This is a genomic window from Rhizobium sp. BK377 (genome assembly GCF_014193935.1).
In the GTDB taxonomy this organism is placed as follows: domain Bacteria; phylum Pseudomonadota; class Alphaproteobacteria; order Rhizobiales; family Rhizobiaceae; genus Rhizobium.
Genome location: NZ_JACIAC010000002.1, coordinates 983960 through 996709, shown reverse-complemented (window position 1 = coordinate 996709; position 12750 = coordinate 983960). Strand labels below are relative to the sequence as shown.

Annotated in this window: 10 protein-coding genes; 2 read left to right on the top strand and 8 right to left on the bottom strand. The window is 59.7% G+C overall.

Going from position 1 to position 12750, the window contains the following annotated elements:
- Window positions 1–25: 25 nt before the first annotated feature.
- The 6 genes from FHT92_RS13680 to FHT92_RS13655 form a co-directional block, all read right to left on the bottom strand.
- Complete coding sequence (locus FHT92_RS13680) at window positions 26–937, bottom strand: sugar kinase (protein WP_183741228.1); 912 nt, start codon at window positions 935–937, stop codon at window positions 26–28.
- Window positions 938–1049: 112 nt separating this feature from the next.
- On the bottom strand, window positions 1050–2036 hold the full coding sequence (locus tag FHT92_RS13675) for an ABC transporter ATP-binding protein (RefSeq protein WP_183741226.1): 987 nt from the start codon (window positions 2034–2036) through the stop codon (window positions 1050–1052).
- Window positions 2029–3036, bottom strand: coding sequence for an ABC transporter ATP-binding protein (locus FHT92_RS13670; RefSeq protein ID WP_183741224.1), 1008 nt, complete (start codon window positions 3034–3036; stop codon window positions 2029–2031). The genes FHT92_RS13675 and FHT92_RS13670 overlap by 8 nt, the downstream gene beginning before the upstream one ends.
- Window position 3037: 1 nt before the next feature.
- Window positions 3038–3955 carry an ABC transporter permease gene (locus tag FHT92_RS13665; protein WP_183825860.1) on the bottom strand — a complete coding sequence of 306 codons (918 nt, stop codon included), beginning with the start codon at window positions 3953–3955 and terminating at the stop codon, window positions 3038–3040.
- Entirely contained in the window at window positions 3952–4875 is a 924-nt protein-coding gene (locus FHT92_RS13660; protein WP_183741220.1) for an ABC transporter permease subunit, read from the bottom strand. The genes FHT92_RS13665 and FHT92_RS13660 overlap by 4 nt, the downstream gene beginning before the upstream one ends.
- Before the next feature lie 48 nt (window positions 4876–4923).
- Window positions 4924–6504, bottom strand: a complete 1581-nt coding sequence (locus FHT92_RS13655) for a peptide ABC transporter substrate-binding protein (RefSeq protein ID WP_183825857.1) — start codon at window positions 6502–6504, stop codon at window positions 4924–4926.
- Window positions 6505–6780: 276 nt separating this feature from the next.
- On the opposite strand from FHT92_RS13655, the gene FHT92_RS13650 reads away from it, so the two are divergent.
- Window positions 6781–8433: an alpha-glucosidase family protein gene (locus FHT92_RS13650; protein WP_183825854.1), complete on the top strand. Its 1653-nt coding sequence runs from the start codon at window positions 6781–6783 to the stop codon at window positions 8431–8433.
- On the opposite strand, the gene ade is transcribed toward FHT92_RS13650, so the two are convergent.
- Both ade and FHT92_RS13640 read right to left on the bottom strand, forming a co-directional pair.
- Window positions 8423–10120, bottom strand: a complete 1698-nt coding sequence (gene ade / locus FHT92_RS13645; RefSeq protein ID WP_183825851.1) for an adenine deaminase — start codon at window positions 10118–10120, stop codon at window positions 8423–8425. The two genes, FHT92_RS13650 and ade, sit on opposite strands and share 11 nt — an antisense overlap.
- A gap of 115 nt (window positions 10121–10235) precedes the next feature.
- Window positions 10236–11339, bottom strand: a complete 1104-nt coding sequence (locus FHT92_RS13640; protein WP_183825848.1) for a branched-chain amino acid ABC transporter substrate-binding protein — start codon at window positions 11337–11339, stop codon at window positions 10236–10238.
- Window positions 11340–11809: 470 nt separating this feature from the next.
- On the opposite strand from FHT92_RS13640, the gene FHT92_RS13635 reads away from it, so the two are divergent.
- Entirely contained in the window at window positions 11810–12721 is a 912-nt protein-coding gene (locus FHT92_RS13635; RefSeq protein ID WP_183741210.1) for an HD-GYP domain-containing protein, read from the top strand.
- Window positions 12722–12750: the final 29 nt, after the last annotated feature.

Sequence of the window (12750 nt, the reverse complement as noted above, 5' to 3'; positions counted from 1 at the left end):
ACATGCGCAGGCTTCAATTACGATATCAGAGGCCGAGCTTTTCCTTCGGCACGAGTGCGCCATGCTCGCTGACCACGCGGGCAGCGATTTTGGCTCCGAAGCGAGCTGCTGCCGGAGCATCCCGGTTCTCCAGATAATGAGCAAGGAATGCGCCGTTGAAACTGTCGCCGGCGCTCGTCGTGTCGACGACCTTTTTGACCTTTTCCGCCGGCACGTAAGCTTTCTCATTGGCGAAGCTCAGTGTTGCACCTTCCGCACCGTTCTTGACAACGACATGTGAGGCGCCGAGCGCAAGATAGCGCTCAATGGTTGCTTCGATGGAGGCGTCTCCGAAATGGGCAACCTCGTCGTCGAAGCTCGGCATGACAAGCGAGGAGGCACGGCCGCCTTCGCTGATCGTCGTGTGCATTATGTCGTAGCTCGACCAGAGGCGGGGGCGGATATTCGGATCGAAGACCACGAACTTGCCGACAGCCTTGGCGCGGCGGATTTCGGCGAGCAGCGTGTCTGCGTCGTCATGCGAGAGGATGGCAAGCGTGATGCCGGAGAAATAGACAACGTCAGCACTTTCCACGGCTTCACGCAGCCGGTCAGGATCGGCGGCGAGACTTCGGGCGGCGGAGCTGTCGCGCCAGTAGCTGAAGGATCGTTCGCCGTTCCTCAGATTGATCATGTAGAGGCCGGGCGTCTTCCCCTTGATGCGGCGGATGAGATCCGTGCCGATTTTGGCCTTGCTCATGAAGGCGACCATTTCGTCGGACATTGGATCATCGCCGAGCGCGGTGAAGTAATCGACCGACCAGGCGGAGGGCAGGCAGGCGCGAGCATACCATGCGGTGTTGAAGGTATCGCCGGCGAAACCTTTCCGCAGGAGGCCTTCACCCGCCTGCGAGAGTTCCACCATGCATTCGCCGATCGACAGAAACCGTCCGCTCAAGCCATCCTCCCGGGTTTGACTGCTCTTGCGGATACGCGAAGAGGCGGAGTGAGACAAGTCGAGGAGAGCCGAAAGTCCATCGCCCCTATGTCGGGGCGATGGCGAATTCAGATCATGGCCTGTCCATATGATAGCAGGCAGCCGTCTGGCCGGGACGCACCAGTTCCGTCGGCGGCATCTCGGTGCGGCAGATGTCCGTCGCCTTCCAGCAGCGCGGCGAGAAGACGCAGCCCTTCGGCGGGTTGAGCGGCGAGGGCGGGTCTCCCTGCAGGCGGATGCGCGTGCGCTGCCGCGCGAGTTTCGGATCCGGGATCGGAGCCGCAGAGAAGAGCGCCTGCGTGTAGGGGTGTGCCGGATGTTCGAACACCGTCGCGCAGTCGCCGGCCTCCACGACCTTGCCGAGATAGAGCACCAGCACGTCATCCGAGATCAAGCGCACGACCGAGAGGTCGTGGCTGATGAATATCAGCGTCAGCCCGAACTCCTTGCGCAGCTTGCGAAGCAGGGTGATGACCTGACCCTGGATCGACACGTCGAGGGCCGAGACCGGCTCGTCGCAGATGATGAGCTTCGGCCGGGTGACGACGGCACGGGCAATGCCGATGCGCTGCGCCTGGCCGCCGGAGAATTCGTGCGGATAGCGGTTGATCATCTCAGGCACTAGACCGACGGCTGCCATGATTTCTCGCACGCGCTCGAGACGCTGAGCTTTCGTCAGCTTCGGCTCAAAGACAGTGAGCGGCTCGGCGATGATGTCGCCGACCGTCATGCGCGGATCGAGCGAGGCGATCGGATCCTGGAAGATGATCTGCATGTCGCGGCGTGCGGCACGCATTTCCTCATCCGTCAGATCGAGCAGGTTGCGGCCCTGCCAGAGGATGCGGCCCTTCTGCGACTTCAGAAGTCGCAGGATCGAGCGGCCAAGCGTCGACTTGCCGCAGCCGGATTCGCCGACGATGCCGAGCGTGCGGCCCTCGGCGAGATCGAAGCTGACATTGTTGACGGCCGTCAGCATTAGCGGCGGTTTGAAGAAGGACTTGGAGGGAATCTCGAACTGGGTCGTCAGGTTCTCGACCCTCAAAAGCGAGCGTTCAGCCATGGCTCAGCAACTCCTCGCGACGTGGGAAGGGGTGGAAGCAGGCGGCACAATGATTTGCCCCCAGTGGTTCGAGCTGCGGCGGCCGGTCGATGCAATCGTCCTGAACCTGCGAACAGCGCGGCGAGAAATTGCAGCCCTTCGGCAGGTGCTGCAGGTTTGGCGGACGGCCGGGGATGACGACGAGATCGTCGACATCCTGATCCGGGCGTGGGATGGAGGCGTGCAGCGCTGCGGTATAGGGGTGAGCCGGGTTTTCGAAGAGTTCGTCGACCGGCGCTTCCTCGACGATGCGGCCGGCATACATGACAGCGACCTTGTCGGCGAGGCCAGCTACGACGCCGAGGTCGTGGGTGATCATGATCAGCGCCGTGTTCATTTCCGCCGTCAGATCATTGAAGAGATCGAGGATCTGCGCCTGGATGGTCACGTCGAGCGCTGTCGTCGGCTCGTCGGCGATCAGGAGCTTCGGCTTGGTCAGCAGCGCCATGGCAATGACAATGCGCTGGCGCATGCCGCCCGAAAGCTCATGGGGGTAAAGATTGAAGCGCCGGCTCGGATCAGGAATGCCGACGCGTTTCAGCATGTCTAGCGCCTCGGCGGATGCGGCCCTGGCGGTAAAGCCGCGATGGATCTCGAGTTGTTCCGTCAGTTGCCGGGAAATCCTCAGAGACGGGTTGAGCGCCGTCATGGGATCCTGGAAGACCATGGCCATGTCCTTGCCACGGACGCGGTCGAGTTCACCTGGCTTCAGGGCCAGCACGTCCTTGCCTTCCAACAGGGCCTGGCCGGTTGTTTTTCCGTTCTTGGCAAGCAGGCCCATAATGCCGAGGAAGGTCTGGCTCTTGCCGGAACCGGATTCACCGACGATGGCAATGCGCTCGCCCCGGCGAACCGTCAGGTTCATGTTGGAGACTGCCTTCACCTGCCCCTCGGGGGTCTCAAAGGTGATCGAGTAGTCCCTCAGTTCGAGAAGCGTATCTTTTTGTTTTTCTTGAGACATCCTATCGATCCTTCGGGTCGAACGCGTCACGCAGCCCGTCGCCTATGAAGAGCAGGCTGAGAAGTAGGGCGACGAGGAAGCTCGCAGGGAAAATCAGCAGCCAGGGCATGCTTTCCATGGCGTCGGTACCCTCGGCAATCAGGGTGCCGAGCGAGGTCAGCGGTTCCTGTACGCCAAAGCCGAGATAGGAAAGGAAGCTCTCGGTCGCGATGATCTCAGGCACGGTCAGCGCCGCGAAGATCACGACGGGGCCGACGAGGTTCGGAATGATGTGCTTGGTGATGATCTTGAAGGGCTTTTGGCCGGAGGCGCGGGCGGCTTCTACGAATTCGCGGTGCTTGAGCGACAGGGTCTGGCCGCGCACGATGCGGGCCATGGTCAGCCATTCGAGCGCGCCGATCGCTGCAAAGAGCAGATAGACGTTGCGGCCGAAGATCACCATCAGCAGGATGACGAAGAGGATGTAGGGAAGCGCATACATGATGTCGACGAAACGCATCATGATCGAGTCCAGCCTGCCGCCGATATAGCCTGAGATCGCACCATAGAGCACGCCGATGACGACGGAGACGATGGTTGCCGTCAGCGCCACCGCAAGCGAGACGCGCGTGCCATAGAGGACACGGGCAAGCAGGTCGCGGCCGTTCGGGTCGGTGCCGAAATAATGGCCGCTTTCGAAGGACGGGGGCGCGCGGAAGGCGGCCCAATCCGGATCTTCATAGTTGAAGGGGATGAAGCTGGGGCCAAGGAAGGCGGCAAGGATCAGCAATACGAGTACGCCGATCGATATGACTGCCGCCTTGTTGCGCGAGAGGCGGCGCAAGGCATCCTTGGTCAGCGAGCGGCCTTCAGGAGAAAGACCTTCGGCCTCCAGCAGTTCGGCTGCAAGCAGCTCTCTTTTGGCGGGATTGAGGATCATCTGTTTCTCACTTTCGGGTCCAGCCAGGCATAGGCGATATCGACCAGAAGGTTCAGAAACACGATCAGCACCATGTAGAAGATGACCGTACCAAGAACCATGCCGTAGTCGCGGTTCAGCGCTGCGTTGACGAAATAGCGGCCGATGCCGGGCAATCCGAAGATGCTTTCGACAACCAGCGAGCCGGTGAGAAGGTAGCTTGCCGCCGGACCCAGATAGGAGACAACGGGCATCATGGCGGGCTTCAGCGCGTGGCGCATGACCGTAAGGCGCGGGCCGATCCCTTTGGCCTTGGCGGTACGGATGAAGTTCTGGTTCATCACTTCGATCATCGAGCCGCGGGTGATGCGCGAGATGCGGCCGGCATGCGGCAGCGCAAGAACCACAATCGGCAGGACGAGGAATTTGATCGAGCCGTCACCCCAGCCGCCGACTGGAAACCAGGCGAGGTGGATGCCGAAGACGAGCTGCATGATCGGCGCAATCAGGAAGTTCGGGAGCACAACGCCCACCAGAATGAGGGCACTCAGAATATAGTCCGGTGCTTTGTTCTGGTAGAGCGCCCCAAGACAGCCGACGGCCACGCCGACAATGATGGCAATCAGGAAGGCAGCCGTTCCGATAGTGAAGGTGTAGGGCAGACCGATCATGATCTGCTGGGCGACAGTGAAGTCCTCGCTCGCGAAGGAGGGGCCGAGGTCGCCTTTCAGCAGGTCGCCGACATAGATCAGGTACTGCTGAACGAGCGGCTTATCGAGATTGTAGTGGATCGCGAGATTTTTCAGGATCACCGGCGGCAATGGCCTTTCGCCATCGAAGGGGCCGCCAGGGGCAAGGCGCAAAACGAAAAAGCAGGCTGTGACGGCGATCCACAGGACGGGGATCGTCGACAGCAATCGACGGAGAGCGTATTTGATCATGGTCGTGGAGCGGCTCTTCCCGTAACTTACGGGAAGAGCCTTTCATCCTTATTCCTTGATGGACAGCCAGCGTGTGCGGTGGATGTCCTGAACGTTGTCGACGAAGCCTTCGATCTTGGGCGAGACGACGTTCTTGGAGACGTAGTAGTAGATCGGAAGTGCTGCGGAATCATCCAGCGCGAGCTGTTCGGCCTTCTTGAAGATTTCGGCGCGCTTCGTCAGATCGGTCTGAGCGTTGCCGTCCTTGATCAGCTTGTCATAGTCGGCATTCGACCAGCGGCCGTAGTTCATCTGAACGCCCGTCACGAGCAGGTTCAAGAAGTTGTCCGGATCGTTGTAGTCGGCGAGCCAGCCGGCACGGCCGATCTGTACTTCACCACGCTGCAGCTGATCGTAGTGGACCTTGGTTTCGGCGTTGACGAGCTCGACATTGACGCCGAGCGGCTTCCACATGGAGGCGATCGCCACGGCAATGCGCTTGTGGTTGTCGTTGGTATTGTATTTGAGCTCGGTGGTCAGCGGATGATCCGGGCCGAAGCCGGCTTCCTTCAGCAGCTTCTTGGCTTCTTCGACCTTGTCCTTGTAAGGAAGGTCCTTCCAGGAAACATAAGAGGGCTCACCGTAGTTTGCCGTGCCCGGCGGAACCCAGGAGTAAGCCGGCAGTTCGCCGGTGCCGAGGATCTGCGGTCCGATGACTTCGCGGTTGATCGCCATGGAGAGAGCCTGGCGGACGCGCTTGTCGTTGAAGGGCGGCTTGGTCGAGTTGATGACGTAGTAGTAGAGGCCGGAGAAGGGGGCGACATGCGCCTGGCCCGGCAGGTTCTTCTTCATCCACTCGTACTGGTCGGTCGGGAAGTCGGTGAGGATGTCGAATTCGCCAGCGCGATAGCGCTTCAGCGCAGCTTCCTGGTCTTCAAGCACGAAAAACTTCGCGCCGTCGATCTTCAGGTCCTTGACGCCATAGTACTGATCGTTCTTGACGGTCGTGACGTGCGAACCGGGAACCCACTCGACCGGCTTGTACGGACCGTTGGTGACGATGTTGCCGATCTTGACCCAGTCCTGACCCTTGGCCTCGACGACATGCTTCGGCAGCGGATAGGCCGTGTAGTGCATCAGGGCGTTGATGAAATAGGGGGTCGGGTTCTCAAGGGTGATCTCGAGCGTCTTGTCGTCGATCGCCTTGATGCCGAGCTCGTTCAGATCGGTGATCTCGCCCTTGTTGATCTTTTCTGCGTTTTTGACGGTGAACTGCAGATAGGCGTAGTCGGCGGCGTTCTTAGGATCGACGAGGCGCTGGAAGGCGAAGACGAAATCGCCGGCCGTTACCGGCTGGCCATCAGACCACTTGATGCCGTCACGCAGCTTGAAAGTGTAGACCTTGCCATCAGGGGAAATGGTCCAGCTTTCTGCCTGGCCGGGAACGGGGTTGTCCTTGGCATCTTCGGTGACGAGGCCTTCGAAGATGTCGCCGGCAATACGGTTTTCCCAGTCGCCGGAAAGTTTTTGCGGATCCAGCGAGGTGGGGTCGCCACCATTATGGATATTCAGCGTGGCCGCGTGGGCCGAAAATGCGAGCAATGAGCCAACCATTGCAGACGCGAGAAATTTTTTCGTGAAAAAGGACATATTGTGTCCACCTTTCTAGGCTTTTCGCCTTTTCTTTGGTCATTTGTTCCCGATTTGACCTGTTACGTGCAGGTCAACGGCACCTTAACGCAAAGGTTTGGCGTTGCAACCCCTAAACCGGTGGGTAGCATTCGGGTGTGGACAAGCTTATAAGCGTCTCCCTTTTGTCGGATCACGACTGCCCGATCTTCGCTCAAGAGCAAAGCCATTGGGCTGTTGTTTTTTGCTTCGCCGCCATTAGTCTTGCGTTCGAAATGAAGCAGGAGACGGCGGATTATGGCATTGCTGACAGGCGGGAATGCGGATTGGTGGCGCGGCGCGGTGATCTATCAGGTCTACCCGCGTTCGTTTCAGGATACGAACGGGGACGGGCTTGGTGATCTCAAGGGAATAACCCGGCGTCTTCCCTATATCGCCAGCCTCGGCGTCGATGCGATCTGGCTCTCTCCCTTCTTCAAGTCGCCGATGGCCGATATGGGCTATGACGTCTCCGACTATTGCGACGTCGACCCGATTTTCGGCACGCTCGAGGACTTCGACGTGATGATGGCAGAAGCCCACAGGCTCGGCATAAAGGTCATCATCGATCAGGTGATTTCCCATACGTCCGACCGGCATCCATGGTTCGTGGAAAGCCGCTCCAGCCGCACGAACGACAAGGCGGACTGGTATGTCTGGGCCGACCCGAAGCCCGACGGGACAGCGCCGAACAACTGGCTGTCGATCTTTGGCGGGCCGGGATGGGAATGGGATGGCGTGCGCCGGCAATATTACCAGCATAACTTCCTGACCTCGCAGCCGGACCTGAATTTTCACAGCAAGCCGGTTCAGGATGCGCTGCTGAAGACGGTGGAGTTCTGGCTCGACCGCGGCGTCGACGGTTTTCGTCTCGACACGGTGAACTATTATTTTTGCGACAAGCTGCTCCGGGACAATCCGCCGCATGAGCCGGACCCGGATCAGCCCGGTCTCGACGCGCCCGATACCAATCCCTATGGCATGCAGAACCATCTTTACGACAAGACACAACCGGAGAACCTCGAATTCCTCAAGCGTTTCCGGGCTCTGCTCGATCAATACGAGGGGCGTACGACGGTCGGTGAAGTCGGTGACGGCGCACGCTCGCTGAAGACTGTTGCGGCCTATACGACCGGCGGTGACAAGCTACACATGTGCTACACCTTCGATCTGCTTGGTCCGGATTTCACCGCCGCCCATATCCGCACCTGCGTCGAGACTTTCCAACGCATGGTGAAGGATGGCTGGGTCTGCTGGGCCTTCTCCAATCACGACGTCAACCGCCACGTCAGCCGTTTCGCGCTGACGGAAGAGGAGCGACCCGTCATCGCCAAGCTGGCGATTTCCGTGCTGGCATCGCTTCGCGGTTCGATCTGCCTCTATCAGGGCGAGGAACTCGGCCTGCCGGAGGCGGAACTTGCCTTCGAAGACCTGCGCGATCCCTATGGTATCCGCTTCTGGCCGGCCTTCAAGGGCCGTGATGGATGCCGCACGCCGATGCCATGGGAGGCCGGCAAGGCGCATGCCGGTTTCACCAGCGCCGAGAAGAGTTGGCTGCCGGTGCCCTATGAACAGGCGGCGCTTTCCGTGGATACGCAGGAAAACGATGACAGTTCCGTGCTGCATCATTACCGGCGTACGCTGGAATTCCGGAAGGCCTATCCGGTGCTGATCGACGGCAGCCTGGAATTTGTTGGCAGCAATCAGGACCTGCTCGCCTTCGTGCGCGAAAAGGGAGACGAGAAACTGCTCTTCGTCTTCAACCTGACGCGAGAGTCTGCGGAGTTTCAGCTTCCTGCCGGCATGGTGCTGGGCGCTCCATTGCCCATGCCCGGGTTCAAAGCCGCCGCCAGTGCCAAGACAGTGCAGCTCGACGCGCTTGACGCCTTCTGTGCTCGGATCAGCCGATAAGCGCGAAGCGATCGACGTCCACCATCCCCTTGTCCGAGATCTTCAGATGCGGGATCACGGGCAGGGGCAGGAAGGCGACCTGCAGGAAGGGTTCCTCCAGGGTCGTGCCCAGCGCATAAGCAGCCTTGCGCAGATGATGCAGCGTGTCGCGCACCGTCTCGTAGGATTCCAGGCTCATCAGGCCGGCGACGGGCAGCGCGATCTCGCCGGTGATCTTGCCGTCTTCGACAACGACGAAGCCGCCCTTGATCTCGCCAAGGCGGTTGGCCGCAAGCGCCATATCATCCTCGCTGACGCCGACGACGCAGATATTGTGGCTGTCATGGCCGACTGTCGAGGCGATGGCGCCCTTTTTCAATCCGAATCCCTGTACGAAACCGTTGGCGTGATTGCCGTTCTTGCCGTGACGCTCGATGACGGCGACCTTGATGATGTCGTTGCCGAGATCGATGGTCGTCTGATTGCCTCTGGCCGGCAGGCGGTAACGGCGATGCTCGGTGATGATCTTGCCGGGCATGACGCCAATGACGGGCGTTTCTCCCTCCGAAACAGGCACGCCGAAATGGGCTGCGTTGACGGGGCGAGCCTTGACGCTGTCGAGACCAACGGGCTCAACCGGCTTGCGGGTGGAAAAGAGCGCATCGGTGACATGGCGGCCGGCGGAAAAAACCATGTCCGCCTGGCAATTTTCCAGACTGTCGATGACGACAAGATCGGCTCGCCAGCCGGGGGCCACAAGCCCGCGGTCGCGCAGGCCGAAAGCACGGGCAGCCGAGATCGAGGCGGCCCGGTAGATCGCCAGCGGCTCGACGCCCTCTGCAATTGCCGTGCGGATCATGTAGTCGAGATGGCCCTGCTCGGCGATATCGAGCGGATTGCGGTCATCGGTGCAGAGCGCGAGGTATGGCGAGAGGCGTTCGGTGATGATGGGCATCAGGGCGTGCAGGTCCTTGGAGACGGAGCCCTCGCGCACAAGGATATGCACGCCTTTGCGAATTTTCTCCAGCGCTTCGGCCGCGCTCGTGCATTCATGCTCGGTGCGGATGCCGGCGGAGAGATAACCGTTCAGATCATTGCCTGAGAGCAGCGGCGCATGCCCGTCAATATAGCCGCCCTGGAAGGCATCGAGCTTTGCCATGCAGACGGGATCCTTGTGGATCACGCCGGGGAAATTCATGAATTCGGCGAGGCCGATGACCTTGGGATGATCGCGATAGGGCAGGAGGCTTTCGACCGGAAGGTCGGCGCCCGATGTTTCCAGATGCGTGGCCGGCACGCAGGAGGAAAGCTGGACGCGGATATCCATGATCGTTTCCAGCGCCGAAGCGAGGAAGAATTCGATGCCCTCCTTTCCAAGCACATTGGCGATCTCATGGGGGTCGCAGATCACTGTCGTCACGCCGTAAGGCAGGACACAGCGGTCGAATTCATGCGGTGTGACGAGCGAGGATTCGATGTGCAGATGCGTATCGATGAAGCCGGGAACGACGATCCTGCCGGAAATATCGATCTCGGTTTCACCGCTATAGCTGCCGCAGGTACCGACAATACGCTCGCCGCCGATGGCAACGTCCGACTGGACGAGCTCACCCGTCACGAGATCGAAGAAGCGTCCGCCTTTCAGGACGATATCGGCAGGTACGCGGCCCACACCCTGATCGATGAGACGTTCGAGCTTGGCGGTCATACTATCCTCGCGATACAATCGATTCCGCGAGTTATAGCGCATCTGTCTGCGGATTGGATGCCCGCAAACGAAACCGGGCGCCAATGGCGCCCGATCCGGTGTCTCGTTCGTTCTATTACTCGGCAGCGACGATCTTGCCGCCTTCCCACTTGTAGAGCGAGAAGCTCTGGGAGGTGAGATCGCCCGTCTCGCCGTAGGTGAGCTTGCCGATGACGGTCGGGATCTGCTCGCCGCCCTTCAGGGCAGCCGCGACGGCTTCCGCGTCCTCGGCGCTGCCGGCCTTCTCGATGCCGGCTTTCAGCACTTCAACCGCAGCATAGGCGTTGAGCGTGAAGGCTTCAGCGGGGATCTTCTTGGCGGCGAGCGCATCGGCAGCAGCCTTGGAGTCCGGGCTCTTGGTTGCGTCGGAGGCGTTGGTGAACAGGGTGCCGGCTGCCGCATCCGTGCCGATCGTCCAGAATTCGGTGTTGGAGAGACCGTCGCCGCCGATGATCTGGGCGTTAACCGAAAGGTCATGCAGCTGACGGGCAAGCAGGCCGCCTTCCGGGTGATAGCCGCCGAAATAGATGAGATCGACCTTCTCGGCCTTGATGCGGGTCGTCAGCGCTGAGAAGTCCTTGTCGCCGGGCGTGATGGAGTCGTTGATGATTTCGGTAACGCCGCCGGCATTCAGCGTTGCCTTGAAGGAGTCTGCGAGACCCTTACCGTAAGCGCCCTTATCGTTAATGATGGCGACGCGCTTGTCCTTGAAGTGTTCGAGAACGTATTTGGCGGCGACTTCGGCCTGCTGGTCGTCGCGGCCGCAGGTGCGCAGAACGTTGGTCAGACCACGCTTGGTAAGGTCAGGCGCCGTTGCAGTCGGCGTGACCATCAGCACGCCGTTTTCGGCCAGAACGTCGGACACCGGGATGGCGACGCCGGACGTGACCGGGCCGACGACGAAGCGGATGCCTTCGCCGACAACCTTGTTTGCGGCGGAAACGCCCTGCTTCGGTTCGCCGGCGTCGTCAGCGAGTTCGAGCACGACCTTCTCACCGAGAATGCCGCCGCTTTTGTTGATTTCATCGACGGCGGTCTGCGCGCCGTTCTTTACCTGGTCGCCATAGGCTGCCACCGGGCCGGTCAGCGGCGCGATGAGGCCGATGGTGATATCCGCATGTGCAAGCGGCGCAAATGCCAGTGAGGCAACGAGCGTCGCTGTCAGAGTCTTCAAGGCCATGTTCTGTCTCCTTGGGTAGGGTCGTCTTCGACCACCGGTTGTTTGCCGCGCGGGCCGTTCTTCGTCAGCGATCCCTTTGGGAACGTGCCAAGGACGAGGAAAAGCTGCGCGATCAATGAGCCTCGCGGCCATATTTGGCTCGCTCTGCACATGGCAAGATTTCTAGGAATTTCGGTGAGATTTCGCAAGATGATAACAAGATCGGGCTCGCTTTCGCCAAATCTGGAAAGATTGCGCCCGATTTTTTGATTTTTCAGTCCATTTCCCGCAATTTTCGGTCTGTCCTGCCCAAGCTGTCCCGCCGGCCCAGCGCCGTGTCGGGGCAATCTCAGTCTGCAACTGTGTTTTGCTGTTTTAGCAAGTTAACAATTGATTCTGAGAATCCCAGTATAACTACCATTCCCTAGTATATTGTTGCGGTGCAATATCCGATTTGTCGATAAAGGCATATAGCGGGAACAGATATCCGGATGCTCAAGCGTATTGAAGCCAGGCAGGTGCGGACCGGAATGTTTATCGAGATGGTCGAGGGTATCTGGCACGATCCTCTTCTATGTCGCCGGCGGTTCTTACTGCGGCGCGAGAGCGATACGCTGAAGCTTAACGAGTGTGCGGACGCAGGTGTCGTGATCAACACCACCAAGGGTCTCGATGTCAGGAACACCTCGCGTAAGATCGAGATCGACGTCAGGGCAGCGCGCGAGACCATTCAGAAATCCGTCGAGGTGCTGGAAAATGTCTTCGGGCGGCTGCAGGGTGGAGATGCGATTACCGTTGATGAGGTCGAGCCGGTAATTTCCTCCGTTTCCAAATCGATGGATGACTACCCCGCCGTGTTCATCAGCGTTACCCGGCTGAAGTCGAAGGACGAAGTGACATTTCTGCATTCCCTTTCGGTCAGTGCCTTGATGGTCCTTTTCAGCCGCCACCTCGGACTGGATGAGGACGTGGTGCAGACGCTCGGCACGGCAGGTCTATTGCACGACGTCGGCAAGCTCGAAATTCCGCTCGAAGTGCTCAACAAGGAAGGGCGCCTGAGCGAAGACGAGATCCAGTTGATCCGTGACCATCCGGAAAAAGGGCATGCGATCCTGTCGCGCCAGGAGGGCATGTCGGAAATCGTTCTCGACGTCTGCCTCAATCATCACGAACGGATCGACGGCAAGGGTTATCCACGCAAACTGTCACGCGGTGATATCAGCCTTCACGCACGTCTTGCCGCGATTTGTGATGTCTATGACGCCGTTACTTCGGCGCGCCCCTACAAGACGCCGTGGAGCCCGAAGGAGGCGCTGACCTGGATGCTAGCCAATGAAGGGCATTTCGACCGCCGGCTCGTCAAAAAATTCGCCCTCTGCCTTTCGGTCGCCTCCGTTTCCTGAGGCAATCCTGTTTTCATGACAGAGTCTGC